General features: G+C 61.0%; 17 protein-coding genes. 11 read left to right on the top strand and 6 right to left on the bottom strand.

Features of this window, described 5'->3' with window-relative positions:
- Window positions 1-22: 22 nt before the first annotated feature.
- The 5 genes from NHAM_RS05505 (at window position 23) to NHAM_RS05485 (ending at window position 5,236) form a co-directional block, all read left to right on the top strand.
- Window positions 23-2,119: a methyl-accepting chemotaxis protein gene (locus NHAM_RS05505; protein WP_011509624.1), complete on the top strand. Its 2,097-nt coding sequence runs from the start codon at window positions 23-25 to the stop codon at window positions 2,117-2,119.
- 201 nt (window positions 2,120-2,320) lie between these two features.
- Window positions 2,321-2,536, top strand: coding sequence for a CsbD family protein (locus NHAM_RS05500; protein WP_011509623.1), 216 nt, complete (start codon window positions 2,321-2,323; stop codon window positions 2,534-2,536).
- A 258-nt stretch (window positions 2,537-2,794) separates the two neighbouring features.
- Window positions 2,795-3,562: a rhodanese-related sulfurtransferase gene (locus NHAM_RS05495; RefSeq protein WP_011509622.1), complete on the top strand. Its 768-nt coding sequence runs from the start codon at window positions 2,795-2,797 to the stop codon at window positions 3,560-3,562.
- On the top strand, window positions 3,555-3,767 hold the full coding sequence (locus tag NHAM_RS05490; protein ID WP_011509621.1) for a SlyX family protein: 213 nt from the start codon (window positions 3,555-3,557) through the stop codon (window positions 3,765-3,767). Before NHAM_RS05495 ends, NHAM_RS05490 begins: the two co-directional genes overlap by 8 nt.
- Window positions 3,768-3,919: 152 nt before the next feature.
- Window positions 3,920-5,236, top strand: a complete 1,317-nt coding sequence (locus NHAM_RS05485) for a DUF3422 family protein (RefSeq protein WP_041357737.1) — start codon at window positions 3,920-3,922, stop codon at window positions 5,234-5,236.
- 52 nt (window positions 5,237-5,288) lie between these two features.
- On the opposite strand, the gene NHAM_RS05480 is transcribed toward NHAM_RS05485, so the two are convergent.
- A complete protein-coding gene (locus tag NHAM_RS05480; RefSeq protein WP_011509619.1) occupies window positions 5,289-6,275 on the bottom strand; it encodes an NAD(P)H-dependent flavin oxidoreductase in 987 nt (328 codons plus the stop codon).
- A 418-nt stretch (window positions 6,276-6,693) separates the two neighbouring features.
- On the opposite strand from NHAM_RS05480, the gene NHAM_RS05475 reads away from it, so the two are divergent.
- The 4 genes from NHAM_RS05475 to NHAM_RS05460 all read left to right on the top strand — a co-directional run bounded on the left by NHAM_RS05475 (window position 6,694) and on the right by NHAM_RS05460 (window position 13,053).
- Window positions 6,694-7,323 carry a DUF2478 domain-containing protein gene (locus NHAM_RS05475; RefSeq protein WP_049769297.1) on the top strand — a complete coding sequence of 210 codons (630 nt, stop codon included), beginning with the start codon at window positions 6,694-6,696 and terminating at the stop codon, window positions 7,321-7,323.
- Between the two features lie 290 nt (window positions 7,324-7,613).
- Window positions 7,614-7,901 (top strand): hypothetical protein, encoded by a 288-nt coding sequence (locus NHAM_RS05470; RefSeq protein ID WP_011509617.1) that lies wholly within the window; start codon window positions 7,614-7,616, stop codon window positions 7,899-7,901.
- 799 nt (window positions 7,902-8,700) lie between these two features.
- Complete coding sequence (locus NHAM_RS05465; RefSeq protein WP_011509616.1) at window positions 8,701-11,964, top strand: tetratricopeptide repeat protein; 3,264 nt, start codon at window positions 8,701-8,703, stop codon at window positions 11,962-11,964.
- Window positions 11,965-12,234: 270 nt separating this feature from the next.
- Complete coding sequence (locus tag NHAM_RS05460; protein ID WP_011509615.1) at window positions 12,235-13,053, top strand: formate/nitrite transporter family protein; 819 nt, start codon at window positions 12,235-12,237, stop codon at window positions 13,051-13,053.
- Window positions 13,054-13,883: 830 nt separating this feature from the next.
- Here NHAM_RS05460 and NHAM_RS05450 read toward each other — a convergent pair.
- From NHAM_RS05450 to NHAM_RS05440, 3 genes are all read right to left on the bottom strand, one after another.
- The gene (locus NHAM_RS05450; RefSeq protein ID WP_245270015.1) at window positions 13,884-14,285 is read right to left on the bottom strand and encodes a PadR family transcriptional regulator; all 402 of its coding nucleotides are present in this window, start codon (window positions 14,283-14,285) and stop codon (window positions 13,884-13,886) included.
- 390 nt (window positions 14,286-14,675) lie between these two features.
- Entirely contained in the window at window positions 14,676-14,894 is a 219-nt protein-coding gene (locus NHAM_RS05445) for a hypothetical protein (RefSeq protein WP_011509613.1), read from the bottom strand.
- Window positions 14,895-15,513: 619 nt separating this feature from the next.
- Window positions 15,514-15,711, bottom strand: coding sequence for a hypothetical protein (locus NHAM_RS05440; protein ID WP_041357734.1), 198 nt, complete (start codon window positions 15,709-15,711; stop codon window positions 15,514-15,516).
- Between the two features lie 445 nt (window positions 15,712-16,156).
- On the opposite strand from NHAM_RS05440, the gene NHAM_RS05435 reads away from it, so the two are divergent.
- Complete coding sequence (locus NHAM_RS05435) at window positions 16,157-16,906, top strand: HAD-IA family hydrolase (RefSeq protein ID WP_011509611.1); 750 nt, start codon at window positions 16,157-16,159, stop codon at window positions 16,904-16,906.
- Between the two features lie 105 nt (window positions 16,907-17,011).
- On the opposite strand, the gene NHAM_RS05430 is transcribed toward NHAM_RS05435, so the two are convergent.
- Both NHAM_RS05430 and NHAM_RS26480 read right to left on the bottom strand, forming a co-directional pair.
- Window positions 17,012-18,373 (bottom strand): glycosyltransferase, encoded by a 1,362-nt coding sequence (locus tag NHAM_RS05430; RefSeq protein ID WP_011509610.1) that lies wholly within the window; start codon window positions 18,371-18,373, stop codon window positions 17,012-17,014.
- 294 nt (window positions 18,374-18,667) lie between these two features.
- Complete coding sequence (locus NHAM_RS26480) at window positions 18,668-18,895, bottom strand: hypothetical protein (RefSeq protein ID WP_157043541.1); 228 nt, start codon at window positions 18,893-18,895, stop codon at window positions 18,668-18,670.
- A 222-nt stretch (window positions 18,896-19,117) separates the two neighbouring features.
- Between NHAM_RS26480 and NHAM_RS05420 the strand changes: the two genes are divergently transcribed.
- Window positions 19,118-20,011, top strand: a complete 894-nt coding sequence (locus NHAM_RS05420) for a hypothetical protein (RefSeq protein ID WP_011509608.1) — start codon at window positions 19,118-19,120, stop codon at window positions 20,009-20,011.
- Window positions 20,012-20,145: the final 134 nt, after the last annotated feature.

Raw genomic sequence — 20,145 nt, 5'->3', positions numbered from 1 at the left:
CCTGCATCGGAAGGATCCGAAAATGAAGGCGAAGATCAGCGTTACTCTGCCTGCTATCATCTCCGCGCTCGTCCTGATAGGCGCCCTTGCCGCCGGAATGGCGGCGTACCAAGCGTACGAACTGCGACAGAAATCCGAAGCATTTCTCGAAGTGAACCATATCTCGCAGTTGCTGTTACGAAGCGCCGGGCAATGGGCGGTCGAGCGCGGGCTCACGAACGCGCCGCTGAAGTCGCCCGATGCCCTGCCTACCGAACTCCGTCCCCAGATCGTCAACACTCGGCAAACCGCCGATCGCGCATTTTCGGAGGCCGCTCAACTGTTGCACGGGATTCCGGCGATGAAATCCGCACAGACGCAACTTTCGGAGGCCGAGAGCACGTTCCAGTCGTTCGTCGGTTTTCGCACGAGGCTCGATGAGAATCTTCCCAAACGGGGATCGGAACGGAGCCCGGAGGTCGTCGAGGGCTTCTCACCGGCAATCACCAAGCTGATCGACGTCTCCGGCAACAGGCTGCGACTGACATTGGAAACGCTGACCCGTCCGCCTACCGCGGCTCTGACGCAATTGGTCAGCGTACGTAATTTGACTGCGCAGATGGCCGAGAACGCCGGGAGAGAACGTGCGTTGGTCGGAGGGATCGTCGGCTCCCGCGCCAAGATCTCCACGAGCAGCTTCCGGACCATCGCTCGTTTCCGCGGAAATGTAGAGTTGGCATGGGAAACGATCTCACCGCTGCGGATGCGCACCGACTTGCCGAAAAAAGTCACGGATGCGATCTCGGGCGTCGAGAAGGACTATTTCCAGACCTATGGCCAGACACGCGACGGCGTGTTCGCGACAGCCGAGACGGGTGAGTACACGATCAGCGGCAACGACTATGTTGCGCGGGCGACCACCGCGATCAATTCGATCCTTCGGCTGGCCGATGCGGTCGGTGAAGCGGCCGATCAAGAAGCTACAAACGAAGCCGCAAACAGCACGTCCAAACTGCTCATTGCCGGATTGATATTGCTCGGCTGTATCGCTCTCGCGCTGATCAGCTTCTGGATTGCGTTCTCGCGGATCCTGCGACCGCTGTCTGCGCTGACCGGAGCGATGGGTGAACTCGCGAAAGGCAATTTTGCCGTGGTCCTGCCTGGACTCGACCGCAAGGACGAGATGGGCGACATGGCGCGTGCGGTCGAGACCTTCAAAGTCAAGGCCGAGCAGAAAGCGCGCGACGAAGCGGAAGCCAAGATGCAGCAGGATCAACTTGCCGCCCAACAGCGCAAGGCGGACATGCACAGGCTAGCCGACAGTTTCGAGGCGGCGGTCGGCGAAGTGATCCAGACGGTATCCTCGGCAGCAACCCAACTCGAAGGCTCGGCGACCTCGCTGACCCGGACAGCCGAACAGACCCATCAGCTTTCATCCGCTGTGGCCGCGGCCTCCGAGGAAGCAACGGTCAATGTTCAGTCCGTGGCCTCGGCCAGCGAGGAGATGGCCGCGTCCGTCACCGAAATCAGCCGGCAGGTCCAGGAAGCGTCGAGGATCGCGAGCGACGCGGCGCAAAAGGCGCATAGCGCCGACCAGCGGATCACTTCGCTGTCGCAGGCATCCACCAAGATCGGAGACGTGGTTGAACTCATCAACACGATTGCCAGCCAGACGAACCTCCTGGCGCTCAACGCAACCATCGAGGCCGCTCGCGCCGGCGAGGCCGGCCGCGGCTTCGCCGTCGTGGCGTCCGAGGTGAAGGCTCTGGCCGAGCAGACCGCCAAGGCGACCGCCGAAATCGGCCAGCAGATCACGAACATCCAGGCGGCGACGGATGACTCCGTCGTTAACGTGAAAGAAATCGGCGTTGTCATCGGCAGGATTGCGGAGATCTCCGCGACGATCGCCTCGGCAGTCGAAGAGCAAGCGTCTGCAACTCAGGAAATATCCCGCAACGTTCAGCAGGCAGCGGCCGGAACCTCGGAAGTTTCCTCCAATATTATCGAGGTCAGCAACGGAGCGTCCGAAACCGGTGGCGCCTCTACACAAGCCCTGGCAGCGGCAAAGACTCTGGCCGGCAATACCGATCGCCTCAAGCTGGAGGTCGAAAAGTTCCTCGCAACGGTCAGAGCCGCCTAATTTAGTGGAGCGAATTTGCCACCGCGCGTCGAGGACGCGAACCAGTATCAAATCCATCATGAGCGGATTGCTCCTTGCAACCGCTCATGACTTTTCCTCCCGGGAACTTTCTTGAACCAGATTCCGGATCACTCCTTTGCCGTCGCAGGAACGCTTCAAGGCTCGACGCGTTGTCTGGGCTCAACGCAAAGGAGACGACTTATGGGTTCCACCACAGACAAGATCAAGGGCGCCGCCAACGAAGTGATCGGCAAGGCCAAACAGGGTATCGGTGAAGCGACCGGTTCGGAGAAACTTCAGAGCGAAGGCGCTATGCAGGAAATGAAGGGCAAAGGCCAAAAGGCGCTTGGCGACGCCAAGGAAGCCGCCAAGGACGCTGCGGACAAGGCGGCAGACGCGGTCAACAAGAAGCTTTGATCTCGACCGAACGGTGCGTTTTAACATAACGGACCGGCCCTTGCGGGGGCCGGTCTTTTTTTGTGCGGCAAAGGACATCCCCATAGCCGCGCTCAGGCTGTCTTTTGTGGAAACCTGGACGATCGTATGCAACGACCGCTTGCCGCAATGCATGGGATGAACCGCTCCGCACGCGGAAGCCGGCGACGGAAAAAACGACATCGACCCGTGATCGATACATGGGTTTCGCGACGCGGCGCGGACTGATAAACCCTCGCCATGCTCAAGGTCGCCGCTCTGTACCAATTTGCACCGCTGCCGGATTTTCGCGAGGTGCGCGAGCCGCTGCGCGCGCTTTGCGTCGGGCTTTCCGTCAAGGGCACGATCCTGCTCGCCGGAGAAGGCATCAACGGCACCGTCGCCGGAATGCCGGACGCCATCGACGCGCTGGCCGCGGAGTTGCAAACCGGCACGCTGTTCTCCGGACGGCTCGACAATCTCGAGCTGAAATTCTCGCAGGCATCCGTGATGCCGTTCGCGCGGCTGAAGGTCCGGCTCAAGAAGGAGATCGTGACGCTCGGCGATCCCGCAACCGATCCGACCCGCGCGGTCGGCATCTATGTCGAACCGAAGGACTGGAACGGCCTGATCGCCGCGCCCGACACGCTTCTCATCGATACCCGCAATGCCTTCGAGGTGGCGATGGGCACCTTCGAAGGCGCCGTCGATCCGCAACTCGCGCGGTTCGGCGAGTTCAAGGATTTCGTCGCGCAAAAGCTCGATCCGGACAGGCATCGCAGGATCGCAATGTTCTGCACCGGCGGGATTCGCTGCGAAAAGGCCAGCTCCTATCTGTTGTCGCGCGGCTTCAAGGAGGTCTATCACCTCAAGGGCGGCATCCTGAAATACCTCGAAGGCATTCCCGAGAGCGAAAGCTGCTGGCGCGGCGAATGTTTTGTGTTCGACGACCGGATCGCGCTCGGTCACGGGTTGACGGAATCCAGACGCGCGGGCCGGCTCATGGACGGAGCGCCCGGCGATGACTGACAAGACTTTCGCGGATCGCATCGATGCGCTGGAGATGCGCCTGACCTATCAGGAGGAGACCATCGAGACCCTGAACCAGGCCGTCACCGCGCAATGGAAGCAGATCGACGCGCTGACGCGGCAGGTCGCCGAACTTGGCGAGCGCATGCGGGAGGCCGAAGCCAACCGGCCCGGCCCCACCAACGAGCCGCCGCCGCATTATTGAAGGCGACGTCGCCCGCCTGCTCCCGTACCGCCGTTGATCGACAATCGTTATCGGCCTATCAGGAGCGTCGCGCGATGTCCTGTCGTTTGCACGTCATCGCCACGTCGCTACAAGCCACGACAACAAGGCAACACACCGCCGGAGAGGATCGCATGACCGCGGAAGTCTCGATTGGGGACGGAGAGGCCGCCCGGCTGACGCCGCATCCGCTGCGGACCGCGATCCTGGGTGAGCTGCATGCCCGTCCCTTCACGGCGCTGTCCGTTCCAGCCCGCATCCTGCATTTCGCGTTCGAGACGGCCGGAGAACGCGCCCAGGCCGACCGCGCCAATCTCGCCGCATTCTGTTCGGCGCGCGGCCTGCCGGTGCCGACCTTTGCCGAGCGGCACTATCGCGTCACGTTGGGTACGACCGTGCTGCGATGGGAGCAGCATTCCGAATTCACGACCTATACCTGGGAGCTGCCCTCCCAACCTAACGGAATTCCGTTTCATCCGGCAGCCGCGGCGCTCGCTGCCCCGATGCAGCTCGTGCCGCAACCCGGTCCGCTTATTGTCGCCATCGATATGCACGTGCTCGCCGACGGGCCCGCCGTCCAACCGCCGGAGCGGCTGTTCGATCGCAACAGTCTCGCGCTTGCCGAAAACAGCGACGGTGCGGCGATCTACGCCACCGACTTCCAGCCCGATCCATCCGGCTTCGTGCGAATTCTGATAGTCGACCGCAAACTCAATCCGGATCGCGCCGGCGCGCTGGCGCAACGCGTGATCGAGATCGAGACCTATCGCACTTTGGCTTTGCTCGGCTTGCCGGAAGCGCAGCGGCTCTCGCCTTCGATCAGCGCCGTCGAGCAGCGGCTCGCGGAAGTGACCGACAAGATGCGCAACAACGGCAATCTCGCAGACAACCGCCACCTGCTCGACGAACTGACGGCGCTCGCGGCCGAGGTCGAGGCTGGCGCGGCTGCGAGCGTATTCCGCTTCGGCGCCAGCCGCGCTTATTACGAGATCGTGCAGCAGCGGCTGGCGACCATCGGCGAACGCAAGGTGTCCGGGCTGCCGACGTGGACGTCGTTCCTGGCGCGGCGAATGGCGCCGGCGATGCGGACCTGCGTGACCACCGAGGCGCGTCAGGAGAGCCTGTCGTTCAAGCTGTCGCGCGCAGCGAACCTGCTGCGCACGCGGGTCGACGTCGAACTCGAACAGCAGAATCAGGAACTGCTGAAATCGATGAACGCCCGCACGCGGATGCAGCTCCGGCTGCAGACCACGGTCGAGGGGCTGTCGGTCGCGGCCATCACCTATTATGTGGTCAGCCTGTTCGGCTATGTCGCCAAGGCGCTCCACGAGTCCGGGGCGGTCCCGATCGAGCCGGGTTATCTGACCGCGGCCTTTATTCCGGTCGCGGCGCTGTCGATCTGGTCGGTCGTGCGCCGCATTCGCCACAAGCATATCGGCCGCGACGGCTGACGCTTTTTGAAAGCGCCGCGACCACCCGACGATTTCATTTCCGCAATTCGCTCTACGCCGCCTTGCCGTCGAGCAGGCCGGTCAGGCGCCGGCGGATGATGCGCTCGGCATCGACCATGATGCGGTCGATCAGCTCCTTGCAGCTCGGCACGTCGTGGATCAGACCCACCGTCATACCGCAGCTCCAGGCGCCGGCATCCATGTCGCCGTCGATCATCACCTTGGGATAGACGCCGGCGACCTCCTCGATGATGTCGCCGATCTTGAGACTCTCGCCTTTTTCCCGTTCGATCTCCATCAGCCTTTCGACCTTGCGGTTGTTGAGCACGCGCTCGGTGTTGCGCAGCGCGCGCATGATCAGCCGGGTGTCGCGTTCGGAAGCGCCGACCAGCGCCTCCTTCACGTTGTCATGCACCGGCGCCTCCTTCGTCGCGATGAAGCGCGTGCCCATGTTCATGCCTGACGCGCCAAGCGCCAGCGCTGCGACGAGGCTGCGCGCATCCGCCATGCCGCCGGAGGCCACGAACGGAATCTTGAGTTCATCGGCGGCGCGCGGGAGCAGGATCATGTTGGGGATGTCGTCCTCGCCGGGATGACCGCCGCACTCGAAGCCGTCGACGCTAACCGCATCGCAACCGATCTGTTCCGCTTTCAGCGCGTGCCGCACCGAAGTGCATTTGTGGATCACCGTGATGCCGGCGGCCTTGAGCGCGGGCATGTACTGCTCCGGGTTGCGGCCCGCCGTCTCGACGATTCCGATGCCGCCTTCCACGATCGCCTGAATATATTCGGGATAAGGCGGCGTGGTGAACGCGGGTAGAAACGTCAGGTTCACGCCGAACGGCTTGTCGGTCATGCCGCGACAGCGCGCGATCTCCTTCGCCAGCAGGTCCGGTGTCTTCTGGGTCAATCCGGTGATGATGCCAAGACCGCCCGCATTCGAGACCGCGGAAGCCAGCTCCGCGAAGCCCACGTAATGCATACCGCCCTGGACGATCGGATGCTGGATGCCGAACAGTTCGGTGATGGCGGTTTTCACAAAAACTCCCGGTTTGCTGGCGGTGGCAAACGCTCCGGCAAACTCCCATTCCGCCGTCAGCTCGGCAAGCCGGATTCGGCGCCCTGCACCTACGCAATGGCTCGCCAAAACCTTGCATCGCTCTGAAATGGGCGCACTTGACATGCCGCTTTAGGTCGGTTTCACTCTCTTGGCATGTGCCTTTTTGTGGCCTGCCGGCCGCAGAATGAGGCAGTGGGTGCTGCGGAATGGACCGTGGCACCGCTGAATAACACATCTGCGGCTTTCTCTGCGCTGGATACGGCGCGCCGGAGAATGAACGCCACCGCAGACAGACATCCCCGAGCAGCGATCAAGGCTTGGCCGATTCAAGATCATGGCTGGTTCAAGATTGGCTGACTTTAAGACATGGCTGATTCAAGCATGGTTGATTCAAGACATGGCTGACGCAGACGAGGAAACGATGGAGCGGCGCCCTGCTCCCCAAATTTCCGCCGAGTATACGGACCTCGGCCTGAGTCTGATCGGGGTCGTGGCTTATGATGACGGTCTCGTCAGGGATGCTCTCATAGCTCAATGCGCAGCCGCTCTCGCCGCCTCCGGTTACAAGCTCGGTGGCGTCGTCCAGTCAAATCCGCATCGTGAAGGGCGGCGGCGATGCGATATGTATGTCAAGGATCTGTTGGGCGGTGACGAGGTCAAGATCTCGTTCGACCGTGGCAACGAAGCAAGGGGTTGCCGCCTCGACCAGGACGCTTTCGCGCGCATCGACGCCTGGATCGAACGTGCGGTGCTCGAACATGTCGATCTGCTGGTCATCAACAAGTTCGGCAGGGAAGAAGCGCAAGGCCGGGGACTGCGAGCGGTCATTGCCGAGGCCGTGATTGGCGAAATCCCGCTGATCATCGGCGTTTCCACGCAAAATCTTGGGGACTTCCTGGCGTTCGCCGGAGATTCCGCTACGCGTCTGAAGCCCGACATCGAGGCAATGACGGCCTGGTGCCGGAACGCGATCGAACGCCGGGCGCGCGATCGGTGCGAGCCCGGACTGCCGTCCGCGCGGGCATGAGGCGGCCGATGACCGGCAGGTAACCAACCAGGCTTGTCGTAAACCGCTCGGCCTTCCGTTCGCCTGCGGTCTCGCGAGAGCGGTTGGCGGATCTGCAAAAAGCTGTTGGCTGGATGAGCCGGAAAAGGCTAGTCTCGACCCGACGCATCGCGCCTTCGACAGACGCGAAGGACGTCACGCTGTCGGCCTTGCCCCTTTCTCACCGCCAGGAGCTTGCGTCCATGGCTCCGAAAGGCACCACCACACAGCAAGCTCCTCTATCTCCGACGTAAAACAGATGAAGCGACGCAATGGATGACAAGCATATCCTGCAGAATGCAACTCGCAGCGCAGCCCAGGCGGGTATGATCACGCTTGTGTTCGAGAATTTTACAGCCCAGCTCATACGGTATGTCCTCAGCGGGTACCTCCTTGACGATACTTCTCTTATGAGGCTCCGCGACGACTGCATCCGCGATTTGAAGAACTCCACAATGACCGGAATGTCGTTGGAGGAAGAGGCCGAAGTCTTCAGGCAGGCTGTCGAAAACGCGACGAAACTGCTCGACGCGGCGATAACGAGGGGACGGGAAGTTTAATACCCGAACGGTTCCGGCCCCTGTTGCGATGACAGACTGCCCGATCATTCGGAAACGAGCGGTTTATCGGGCCGCCCCTTCCGCGGGCGCGGGCTGCATCAGGTAAGCCCCTCTTGCCTCGACGCTTTCCCGTTTATCGGACCGGCCGCACGTTGACGCAGTGGTTTCAAGCCCGTACAGAGGGCGTGTTCTCGGGACGTTCCACGAGCCTGCCGACCTGTTCAGGCCCGGTCCAGTGCCGGTTCCTAAGCGATGGAGCATAGGATTCACCAAGTGGCCGCGGCCCTTGACACCACCTCACACCAGTTCGCCACCATGTGGTCGGAGTGAGGTAAGGGGTTTTCAGGTCGAACCGAAAACCAAGGATTCAAGAGAATGAAGAATGCCGTGAAATAGTGCTTGACTTGGAAAGCTCGTACAAGGCTTGGTCGGTTCTCACCCGCGCTACGGCATGCACATCGGCGCTGTCGCCGTTTCGTGGCACTCTAACCAGAGGCGTCAGTCACTTCGCTACTTCCATGATGGCTCCGGTTGCTTCGGGCTGGAGCGTCGCCGGTTGGGACTTGAACACCCGCTGGCAGACGCCACCTTTGCACGACACACGCTCCAAGCGGTCGTTCGAATGCGACCACGCGGAGGCCTTTCACGAGGTCGCCAATGGAGACTTGCGTGCCGGCGGTGCGGCGCGTCAGCGTGGATTCGACCTGAACGTTTCCTGGTTGATGTCGCGACGAAGCTTCCGGATTTGTCCAATTCCATGACGATGCTATAAAATCAGTTGTTCAGTGAGGTTCCCACGATGTCGCAATCGCGTCCGGTATCCGTTAGTAGCACGATCGAGGACATGCAGGCGGAGCGCAACGCGCTCGAAGCCTTTGCCAATGATCGCGCCCGCGACTTCGTTGGCAGGCAGTCGATCATTGCGCGCGTCACCGACCTCTGTCTCTCCCCCGCGAAAGAAAATCTCTCGCCCACGAAAGAGGCCACGTCGTGGGGCATCTGCATTACCGGCGATCCGGGTTCGGGCAAGAGCGCGCTGTTCGGCGAACTTCTCCACCGCATGAAGGGGACCGACGCTTTCGTTCTCGCTCACGCCGCCGGCGCGAATCCGCGCGCCTCATCGGTCGATGCCATGCTGCGTCGCTGGATCGTCGAACTCGGCAGCGCGCTCGGCGTCGGCAACGTTGACCTCGCCGCGAATATCGACCCGGAGATTGTCGAGAGGGCTTTCGTCTCGCTGCTCACGCGGATGGCGCCGCAGCGGCGCGTGGTTATGGTGATCGATGCGATCGACCAGTTCAAGAAGACCCCGCGCGGAAAGTTTACGACCTGGCTGCCGCGGATGTGGCCGACCAATACGCGGCTCGTCGCAACCGCCATTGACGGCGGCGCCTCCAAGGCGCTGGCCGAGCGTTCGGGCGTGGAAGCGTTGTCTCTGCCGCCGCTGGACGCGACCGAGGCACGTGGCATCATCGATGCCGTATGCAAACGCAATAACCGCCAGTTGGAGCCTTCGGTGATCGATGCGCTGCTGGCGAAGAAGCATGCGGGCGCGCCGGCGTCGGGCAATCCGTTGTGGCTGGTGCTCGCCCTCGAGGAACTGGAGCTGCTCGACAGCGATGATTTTGCCGACATGCAGCGCGAATATGTCGGCCCTCCGGAGGAACGCGTCGCGAGTTTGATGCTCGACACTGTCGGCGCCATGTCGACGGACATTTTACGCCTCTATCACGCAACGTTCGACAGCGCGGCCGAACTGTTGGGCCCCGCCGTTACGTCGGCCTTTATCGGTCTCATTTCCGCGAGCCGGACGGGATGGCGAGAGAGCGATTTTCGTCAGTTGCTGCCGCAGGTCAGCGGCGAACCCTGGGACGAACAGCGTTTCGCCGCGCTGCGCCGCCTGTTCCGCGGTCAGATTCACCAGCATGGCGATCTTGCGCAGTGGAATTTCAATCACGCCCAGGCGCAGGCCGCCGCCCGCTCACGCCTCGCGGCGCTGCGCATCTCGAATCCCCAACTGCACCTGTTGATCGCCGATCATCTTTTGACCCTGGCGCCGGACGACCTGCTGCGCGCGACTGAAACCATGGTCCACCTTCTGGCGAGCAAGGACGACACCCGTGCAGGGCAGTACTATGGCGATTCATCGTTGAGCGAGGCGGGGCTGCAAGGCGCCACGCGTGCGCTCGCCGACGCCATGATTTCGCCGGCGACAGGCACTCCGGCGAGCGCGGCGCAAGAGATTTGCCGTTTGCTTGACAACCCCGACAACGCTGTCCGCGCACTCGCGGCCGAGCGTTTCCTCTTCAATCTCGACGACGCGGCCGAACGGCACGTGTCGCCCGATGCCCGCATGACCGTCTTGAATGCGATCGAAAGCGCGTTCGAGCAGCTGCTTCGCACCGATCCCGACAACGCCGGCTGGCAGCGCAATCTATCGGTCGCACGCGATCGTGTCGGCGACGTGCTGGTGGCGCAGGGCAAGCTGCCCGACGCGCTGAAATCCTTCCGCGACGGGCTCGCGATCAGGGAGCGGCTGGCGAGCGCCGATCCCGGAAACGCCGGGCGGCAGCGCGATCTGTCGCTGTCGCACGAGAAGATCGGAGACGTGCTGGCGGTGCAGGGCAAGCTGCCCGAGGCGCTGGAAGCCTTCCGCAGCCAGCTCGCGGCCGCCGAGCGGCTGGCGAACGCCGACCCTGACAATACAGAGCTGCGGGTCGGTCTGTCGCTGTCGCACGAGAAGATCGGCGAAGCGCTGATGGCGCAGGACAAGCTGCCCGAGGCGCTGGAAGCCTTCCGCAACCAGCTCGATATCATCGAGCAGCTGGCGCGCGCCGCCGACACCGATGACAACGAGTGGCAGCGCGACCGGACGCTGTCCTACGATCGCATCGGCGACGTGCTGATGGCGCAGGGCAAGCTGCCCGAGGCGCTGGAGGCCTTGCGCGACGGGCTCAAGATCAAGGAGCGGCTGGCGAAGGCTCATCCCGACAACACCGGCTGGCAGCGCAGTCTGTCGCTCTCATATGATCGTATCGGCGACGTGTTGGTGACGCAGGGCAAGCTGCCCGACGCGTTGACAGCCTTCCGTACAGGACTCGCGATCGCCGAGCAGTTGGCGCGCGCCGAGCCCGACCACGTCGGTTGGCAGCGCGATCTGTCGGTGTCCCACTCCAAGGTCGGCGACGTGCATGTGGCGCAGAGCAGTCTGCCCGAAGCGTTGAAATCCTTCCATGAAGCGCTGACGCTCAGACAGCGGCTGGCACACGCCGACCCCGATAATGTTGACTGGCAACGCGGCCTGGCGGTGTCCAACGATCGTATCGGCGACGTGCTGATGGCTCAGGAGAATCTGGGCGAGGCGCTGAAGGCCTTCCAGGACCAGCTCGCAATTGCCGAGCGACTGGCGCAGGCCAACCCGGGCAACGCCGGCTGGCAGCGCGATCTGTCGGTGTCTCACGAGAAGGTCGGCGACGTGCTGGTGGCACAAGGCAATCAGGCCGAGGCGCTGAAAGCCTTCCGCAACGCCCTTGCGATCAGAGAGCGGCTGGCGCGCAACGACCCCGGCAACTCCGGCTGGCAGCGCAGTCTGTCGGTGTCACACGATTGTATCGGCGACGTGCTGGAATCGCAGGGCAATCAGGCCGAAGCGCTGAAAGCCTTCCGCAACGCCCTTGCGATCAGGGAGCGACTGGCGCAAAGCGACCCCGCCAACGTCGCCTGGCAGCGCGATCTTACGGTATCCTACGATCGTATCGGCGAAGTGCTGGAAGGGCTGGGCGATCAGGCCGAGGCGGTGAAAGCCTTTAACGAGGGGATCGCGATCAGCGAGCGGCTGTCGCTCGCCGACCCCGGCAACGTCGACTTGCAGCGCAGCGTTGCCGTGAGCCAGGGGCATCTGGCCGAGATGTATCGTCGATCCAATGACCACAACAATGCGCTGGCTGCGCTGCGGCAGGGACAAGCCGCCATGGAGCGCGTCGTCAGGCGCGCGCCAGACAATGCCGGCTGGAAGAAAGATCTGGACTGGTTCAACGAGCAGATTGAGACCTTGGCGGATTAATCGGCCCGCCCATCCGGACAAGCGAAAGATCGGCAGCGACGCGCTTTGCGGCGTCGCTCGCGATCTGATCGGCCGCGTGCATCGCGCTGCGGCCCGCGCGATCGCTGCCCCCCCCCACCCCCCACGCGCCTGTCAAGCCCGCGTGCGAAATCTCGTGCGCGCGGATCAGGACGCGTTGCACGATATGCAGATATCTGATATGCGTTTTCGCGGTAGCGGTGCTGCCTAAACGGCGGTGACCGGAAAAATCAAAATTTGGGGGAACGCGCAATGGCTGATTATGCGAATGCCGGCGTTGTAATCGAAACGGTACCGCCGTCGGAGATGGGAGCGGCGATAGCCGCGGATGCCGCCAAGAAAGCCAAATTCGGCACCATCCATCTCCTCATTCGCGGCTTTCTATGCACGCCCTTTCTGGCCTACGGAGCCTGTGTGGTATTTGCCATGGTCGCCGCTGGCATACCGCTCGCCGTGGCCGGACTTGTCTTTCCGGCCGGCTACGTCACGCTGAGCTTCCTCGGCCTGGAGATGGCGACCGGCAGCTTTGCGACGATGCCCATCGGTATGTACGCCGGCACGATCACGCCGCTCCAGTTGATTCGCAACTGGGCCTGGACTCTGGGAGGCAATCTGATCGGAGGAATATTCTTCGGCTGGCTGCTGTGGTTCTCATTGACCAAGGGTGGGGCCGTCCCGCCGGACGGCATGCTCAAAGTCATCGCCCAGACCGCTGAGGCGAAGGTGACCTATATCCATTACGGCGTCATTGGCTGGTGCGCCGCCATTGGCAAGGGCGTCCTTTGTAACTGGCTGGTGAGCCTGGGGTCCGTCATGTCCAAGGCCACGCGCAGCACCGTGGGCCGGGTGGTGCTGATGTGGATCCCCATCGGGATGTTCTTTGCACTGGGCTTCGAGCACACCGTGGTCAACATGTGGCTGTTCCCGACCGCTATTCTCTCCGGCGCCAACGTCAGCATCTACGAGTGGTGGGTCTGGAATCAGATTCCGGTCACCATCGGCAATATCCTGGGTGCGATGGTACTCAACGGCACGCTGTGGTACTTCACTCATACTCTGCAGAAGGATTAGCCTCTGCAGAAGGATTAGCGCGTATTCCGCAAAAGTGGATACCGGTTTTGCGGTCAGAATACGCGCAAGTTATTGATCGAGAGCATCTTCTTATGGCTAACCGGATTCCACTTGGCCGGAAAATGCTCGAGGGCGGTTGCTGATTGCACGGACTCAAGTCCGTGCTTCGGCGCCATGGGCGGGCATAGCCGTCGAAGAACGAACTCGCTTTCGACCGCTATGCCCCGCGCATCCATTTTCTTCCGAAGACGATGGGATGTTGCGGGTCAAGCCCGGCAAGGACGGATCATCGAGATGTTTCCGTTGAGGCACGGAGCACTCTCGCGGTTCACATCCATCGTCGGGCACCGATCTTCGGAGCCCGCCTGCCCGTTACGCACAGATACAGCAAGCCGCCTTCCCGGTCTCCGGCGACGCCGAAAGCCGGCCCACTACAGCGTTTTCGAGCGAAGCATGTCCTCGGGCTTGACCCGGGGATGGGCACCTGTTTTCTGGAAAAAACGCGTCAAATCAAAATCATAGAGTCCGATTCCGATTCCATCAGAAACGAAAAGGCTCTAGTTTCGCGGCGTCTCCGATCATTGCCGTGGCCTTATTTCGATCGGCGACGCGGCCCGCCCACTGAAAATCTCGCTGGCGGCCGCCACGACGCCAGGCGCAGAGTTGATCGGCGTTCCATAAGATCGAGCGGGGCCATTTTCAGCGACCGAAGCAGGCTCGCGTTACCGCGCCCCGTTCCACAAGCCGCAGCACCATCTATCTCCGCTGCCGGTTTCATCCCGGAGCGGAGAGGTTGATGGCAACCGCGAGCGTGTCATCTCGCGCAGGGTTTATTTTCTCTGCATAGACGCGCGGGCGAGGACATCCAGCAGGCCTTCCGTGGCGTCAGCGTCGGCGTCCTTCAACCTTTCCGCCATTCCAAGGGCGTTGCGCCAGCGGGTGACGCGTTCGCCGAGCGCATTCAGTCGGCCGAGGACGGCATCGGCGCGATCGCGGTTCTGCTCGAGAGAGGCGCGGCCTTCGTCGGTGATGGTGAAAAGCCGCGGGGGATCGGCAGATGCGGTCAGACAGTGCTCTTCCACGAGACTCGCCAGCATCGGGTGCACGACGTTGGGGCTGGGTAAGAACCAGTCGGCCGTCATTTTCTCGATCGTTTGGATGACCTCGTAACCATGACGAGGCGCCTCAGAAATGAGCGAGAGTGCAACCAGACGCAGATCGTCTTCGGCCACACCCTTTGATGATGGAGCCGTCATTTTTGTTCTCCGTGAAGGTATCTTGCTCGAAAGAAACCCATATTATGCTGTAACGCAAGACATATTTCTCCGGACGGCCAGACCGCGTCGCACCGCCGCAAGGCGAGCACCCATCGCCGTTTGCTTCGACATGCGTGCGACCGGATGGACGGCGTCTCGTGCGTGCGACCACCTTTTGCATCGGCTCAATCGCCAGCGGTCGCGCGTCGGCTGCGGTCTGCCACCGGAAGCCGCTCCGCAGCTCACCGTTGGTCCGAAATTTTGCACGGGTTGGTTGCCGGCCGAGGGAAAAGCTCGGGAAACCCGTCAGACCGCGGGGTCGCCGACGACACTATCGCCGCGCTCCGGCCCATTCGTGCAACGGCTTCATGAAATTTCGACCGGGAGATTCCACTCCGGCCGCGGCGCAAAATCCTCGTCCACCCGCTTCACATGGAGGCCGCGCGGCAAAACCTGACCGCCCTCCTCGTCGGCGACCGGAAGATCTGAAATACGGCCCGCCCGCAGCGCTTCCTTCCAGACGTCCAGTTCCGTCGACGCCGATTTGCCGATGCGTCTGTCGCGATCGAATAGTGCGTAAGGCATCGTGTTCCTCCCGAACTGCTCGGTTTATCAACAGGCGGAAGGCTTGGCCGTTCCTCTTGCGCCCCTCATCGGATGAGGCCGGACGCGATCCCATTAACGCGGTTCTTTTTGCGAGCGGCTGCCTGTTCCCGTCACGTTCTGAATGGCGTGGCGGGGCATCGGCGACTAGGCTGCGCACGCTCGACAACAGCAACCTGACAAGCGCGGCGCGGCTGATATGGCTGATGCACATGAAGGCTTGCGGGAAAAGAACGCTGCGTTAATCGGGTTACAGCCGAATCACTGCAACATGGATCATCTTTGTGACGTATGGCTGCAAACAAGGTAACGGCAGTACACAGGGCTGAAAGATTTCCAGCTTCGCCTTCAAGCCATTCTCGAAAGCGGATGGCTCTTTTTTTGATCTCGTTCGAGACCGTCTTTCATCACATTCCTGCTTTCATCACATCCCCGATCCAAAAACCGCGGCCGATACTGGAATGCTTGGTGGCAAGATCCATCCGTGCACGGACTCTCGGCACAGCCTGTGCGTTGGCTACTTTTGGCTATCAAGCTCGCCCATCCCGGATGATGGCTTTGCGATCCGACGCCCTCGTGCGATGCGCCACTGACCCGACATTTACTTTGGCGTCTGCAACCCCGACGAATTCACCCACGCATCAATATGGGCGGCTGCGTCCGCCTGACGAGCCAGCTTTAACGCTTCGTCCCTGCGAGCGCCCGGCGACAGTTCGTCGGCAGCCTTGCAGGAATTAGCTGCAAACTCGACCAGACGATCTTTCAAAGACTTTAGCTGAGTAAAACGCCGCACCTTCATGCCGTTGCTCCCTTGTTTTGAAGGAGCGGAGCGCGAGCAGCGTTCTCCTGATCCCTCATTAGAAGCCACAACCATCGTGGTGGTAGGAGGGATTGTGCGCTTCCCGATGCGGGAATGCGAGTCAATTATTCACCAACGGAGCGGAGCGATCCAAACGATGTTAGGAATTTAGTCAAATGGCAAAAATCGCTGTTGTGTCGGTCCGTGGCGACCCGGATCGCGTTCGGCCGGTCGAAGGACCTCGCGTCCCAAGTGCGGCTTGCGCTGACCTCGATTGGCGCGCGTAATTCTAAAAAATGCGTCGCGACTTGCGTGGCGGCGTTGCGCAAATCGTCAAATTCGGATTTTGATGCGCGAACTGTGTGATAGCGTGACGTCGGTTCGAAGCAGTACAGGCATCTCGGCAGCATCCATCTGTTGATCTGTTCGTCGGTGTGTGAGGAAAATGAGCGAAACGTTTGCCGCAAACTTGCCGCCGGATCGTATCAGAGCGTTGATCGTTCAGGCGCGCGCCCTGATCCTTGATGTCGACGGAACGCTTGCCGAGACCGAAGAAGCCCATCGTCAGGCATTTAACACCGCCTTCGCCGGAGCCGGCCTTGATTGGCGCTGGGAACGCGCCGTTTACAAGGATTTGCTTCGAGTGGCAGGAGGGAAGGAGCGCATCCGCGCCTTCGACGACGCGCGAGATGGGCAGCCACCGCTGCTGTCGGATTCCGAGATCGCGGAACTTCACCAAATCAAAACCAGCCTCTACGCCGAGTTGATAACCAAGGGTGGCTGCCCGCTTCGGCCGGGCATTCGCGCCCTGTTGGATGCGGCGCGGCAGCGCGGACAGTCCCTGGCAATTGCAACGACGACCTCGTACCAGAATATCGATGTGTTGCTGTCGGCCTCGCTGGGCAAGGACTGGGCCGAGTTGTTTGCAGCTATTGCCGCCGGCGACGAGGTGCGAAGAAAGAAGCCTGCGCCGGACGTCTATCTGAAAGTGCTCTCGAAATTGAATCTGCCCGCGTCGCAATGCCTTGCCATTGAAGATTCCGGCATCGGTCTGGCTGCGGCGTCAGGCGCTGGAATTCCGGTCCTGATCTCGCGGAGCGCCTATTTTAGCGACGATGATTTCTCAGGCGCGGTTTGTACGGTCGACGATCTAACAGAACTGACGGGCATGTCTGAAGATGGCCCGGAAGCTTGATCGACGGGACTCCAAACTGTGGTTGATCTGATTCTCAAGAGTGGATGAGATCGATCCGGATCAGCGTAACGACCCTTTGTTCGAGATGTCTTGTTTGACCAGTCATCACGACGGCCCGGAGTCGCCCTTGTCTGACATTTTCATTTCGGTCGGGACGACCGGCTTTCGGGACGAGCGCCTGACGGCTCTTGGCCATTCCGACGCAGGACGTCCCGCCCAAACGGTTTGACGGGAGTGCGTCGCGGGCGCGTTCAGGTCGAGAAGCTGCCGCATTCGCGGAATGCAGATCCGCGCGGCGTCGTAGTGCTCGATAACGAAGCGGCGGGCGGACTCTCTGATTGCGTTAAACCGATCCGGTTCCTGAAGCGCTTCAACGACCCTTTCAGCAAGCTCATCGACCGCAAAAAAAGGAAACAGCACGCCGGTGTCTCCGGCACTGATGATTTCGCGCACCGGCGGCGTGTCGGACCCTATCACCAGGCAACCGGCGCTCATCGCCTCCAGCACCGACCAGGATAGCACGAAGGGGTATGTCAGGTAGACATGCGCCGATGACACCTGAAGTGCTGCAATAAAAGTGTTGTACGGAACACCGCCCATGAAATGAACGCGTGACATGTCCAACCGATCGCGCACCTCCTCCAGAAAGATCGACTTCCAGTTGCTGCCCGCTGGCGGCGGAAGGCCATAAGACAATCCATCCCTACCGATAATGACAATCTGTGCGTTTGGCCGGCATCTCAGTATTTCGGGAAGTGCGCGCATGAAGATGTGGTAGCCCCTGAGCGGCTCGAGGTTGCGCACGACGAATGTCACAATTTCATCCGAGCGACCGACCTGCCGACCGTTTGGAAGCATCAGGCGCGCCTGCGGATCAGGTCGCACGCGCGACGTATCGATTCCTTCATGAACGACTTCTATCTTGCTTTGATAATGCCTTGGAAAAGTCGACTGCTGCCAACATGTGGGCGAAATTCCGACATCGCAGTCTGCGAGGGCGAGCAAGGTTGTCGCATTCTTGAGCTGCAGTCCGATATGACCGTCCAACCCGGATGTCGGAAATTCCGAATCGAATCCGATGTCGCGCCCCTCGGCGCCGTAAAAAAACTCGCAATAGACCAGACTCCTCGCCTTGGGAAACATGGTGCGCAACGGCAGTGTTTCACCCCAGCCGGGATGGGCAAGGATCACATCCGGCGCGAATCCCGAGGCCGCCAATGTCGAAAGACTGTAGAGCACCTGCTCACCCCGGCGACACTCAAGGTCGAAACGTCTCGCAAACGGATGCGTTCCGGACACGTCCGCGTCGGGAAGAGCATATTTAATCAACTTGACCGAAGGCATCGGCTGCGCATTCGATGCGCCGATCGCGGCGAGTTCGAATCCTGGCTCATGGGCCAACGCCGTCGCCAGATTGCGGTACTGCGCCGGGAAATTATTGTGAACGAACAAAATCTTCATCGGCATGACATCTCAGTTGAGAGCGCGTTGAGGCTTGCGCGTTTCCTTTTTAGTAAAAATCTTTCGTCAGAGAAGCCTTCAATGGCAATCCCGTCCAATTATTCGTGCGTCGACAAATTCCAAATGAGTCGAGACTTTGTTCATCCAGCTTTCGCTTCCTTCTGACATCTTCCTGCCCTAAAAGTCGTCGAATAGTTGAGACTGCGTGATACGAATTCCGAAGTCGCTGTATAAATCAGAACACAAAGGCAAGCGCGGGGCATTCGCGATGAGGCTCAAATTCACACAACGTCCTTCCGATTACCCGCCGCAAATCCAGCATCCGGATTTGAGCAGCGTCGAGAACGTCCTGGATTCCGCCGAGAGCATCGCAGATTCCATCATATTGCTGAGAGATGAGAACGACAGGTTACGTAAGATGGCCGCATCGCTGAGCATGGAGGCTGAAGACATTCGGCGATCTCTTTCGCCGAGGAAATCGACTGCCTTGTTGGTGTGATCTTTAGCTCGGGACATGTGCTTCGCCATGACGGCAACACCGATCAGACCACGGTCATCATCGGTACCTTAGAGAGAATCTTGATTGGCCCCGTCCGCTATGCGACTCGGGTGTAGGGCCAACGATTTTGAAATGAGCAGACCATGAATGCGTAACGGGTTGATCGTCGGTCTGCGGGTTTCACGATAGCGGACCTTATCCGAGACAAGGCGGCTGCGCATGATGATCGGCACGGCTGAAGGAGATGACCAGTGGATCTGTTTCGGGGAACGACCAACGACACTGAGCAACAGAAAGTGCTGAGTCTCGATCGCGGACTGTTCTTTATAAACTACAAGAGCGCCGATGACTCCCTCTCGCCGCCTCACGTGATCGTCGCCCCGGCCGAAGGGCATGAGCGGCGGATGGAGATCATCCTGCATCCCGACGAGACCGAGCCAACGTTGTGGAAGCCAAATTCCGGCCTGGTGGTGAGGGTCAACACGCCCGGTACTTTGCAAGTTCAGGTCAGGCCGAGGAGACCTGGAGGATCGCGAGCTGCCATCGTACGCGTCGAACAGATCCAGGCCGGCCAAACGCCCGCCACCGCCGATCAAGGCAACGGCATGGAGCAGCACACGCATGTTGCAACGGAAGGCCTGAAGGTACTCGGCCATGTGGCCGGTCGCGGCGACATCATCGTCGGCCCCAATGCATGGATCGCGGGTCCGGCAGCGCCGTCTCGCGTGGAGGGCATGGCTCTGGAATGGCCGGACAGGCCCGCAAGCGTCGATATCCGCTACGCGGTCCAGTTCGCCAACGGTCAGACCGGCAGCGGCCGGATGGTGTCGCTCGGCACCTATGCCGGTACCCGCGGCCGGGCCCTGCCCCTTACCGCCGTGGTTCTCGAAATGAGCGGCACCGATGAACTGAAGTTTGTCGCCGAGGCAGGATTCCTGAATGCGCCAACCCTCCGCGCGGTGGGCAATCGCGTGGTGTTGTCGGGTCCGACCAATCGCGAACCGCTGGTCGGTATTCGCATCAGCATCGAGCGTATCGAAACCGCGAAACAGGTTGCGACACCTGCAACGCCGCGCAAGCCCGCCGGTTCGGCACGGGTGCGGGTCTTCCGCAGCCAGCAGCGTCAGACGGGCGCCGCCCGATAGATCATGGTCCAATCGGACGACATCGAATCATAAGCACATCTCTTTGTTCTGGCATCATGCTTTCGAAAGCCGGTTTCCGTTTTTCGGATCATGATGCGACGAAGGCCAGCAGCAGCTTCAAAGCGCCGACCAAG

This window comes from Nitrobacter hamburgensis X14, from assembly GCF_000013885.1.
GTDB lineage: Bacteria > Pseudomonadota > Alphaproteobacteria > Rhizobiales > Xanthobacteraceae > Nitrobacter > Nitrobacter hamburgensis.
The sequence above is the reverse complement of the archived record's forward strand: the minus strand, read 5'-3'. Positions and strand labels throughout refer to the sequence as shown.

What these genes read in the sequence shown, in the direction of transcription:
- NHAM_RS05505 (WP_011509624.1), top strand. Translation starts at nt 23, where the DNA reads ATGAAGGCGAAGATCAGCGTTACTCTGCCTGCTATCATCTCCGCGCTC.
- NHAM_RS05500 (WP_011509623.1), top strand. Translation starts at nt 2,321, where the DNA reads ATGGGTTCCACCACAGACAAGATCAAGGGCGCCGCCAACGAAGTGATC.
- NHAM_RS05495 (WP_011509622.1), top strand. Translation starts at nt 2,795, where the DNA reads ATGCTCAAGGTCGCCGCTCTGTACCAATTTGCACCGCTGCCGGATTTT.
- NHAM_RS05490 (WP_011509621.1), top strand. Translation starts at nt 3,555, where the DNA reads ATGACTGACAAGACTTTCGCGGATCGCATCGATGCGCTGGAGATGCGC.
- NHAM_RS05485 (WP_041357737.1), top strand. Translation starts at nt 3,920, where the DNA reads ATGACCGCGGAAGTCTCGATTGGGGACGGAGAGGCCGCCCGGCTGACG.
- NHAM_RS05475 (WP_049769297.1), top strand. Translation starts at nt 6,694, where the DNA reads ATGGCTGACGCAGACGAGGAAACGATGGAGCGGCGCCCTGCTCCCCAA.
- NHAM_RS05470 (WP_011509617.1), top strand. Translation starts at nt 7,614, where the DNA reads ATGGATGACAAGCATATCCTGCAGAATGCAACTCGCAGCGCAGCCCAG.
- NHAM_RS05465 (WP_011509616.1), top strand. Translation starts at nt 8,701, where the DNA reads ATGTCGCAATCGCGTCCGGTATCCGTTAGTAGCACGATCGAGGACATG.
- NHAM_RS05460 (WP_011509615.1), top strand. Translation starts at nt 12,235, where the DNA reads ATGGCTGATTATGCGAATGCCGGCGTTGTAATCGAAACGGTACCGCCG.
- NHAM_RS05445 (WP_011509613.1), bottom strand. Translation starts at nt 14,894, where the DNA reads ATGCCTTACGCACTATTCGATCGCGACAGACGCATCGGCAAATCGGCG.
- NHAM_RS05440 (WP_041357734.1), bottom strand. Translation starts at nt 15,711, where the DNA reads ATGAAGGTGCGGCGTTTTACTCAGCTAAAGTCTTTGAAAGATCGTCTG.
- NHAM_RS05435 (WP_011509611.1), top strand. Translation starts at nt 16,157, where the DNA reads ATGAGCGAAACGTTTGCCGCAAACTTGCCGCCGGATCGTATCAGAGCG.
- NHAM_RS05430 (WP_011509610.1), bottom strand. Translation starts at nt 18,373, where the DNA reads ATGCCGATGAAGATTTTGTTCGTTCACAATAATTTCCCGGCGCAGTAC.
- NHAM_RS26480 (WP_157043541.1), bottom strand. Translation starts at nt 18,895, where the DNA reads ATGGCGAAGCACATGTCCCGAGCTAAAGATCACACCAACAAGGCAGTC.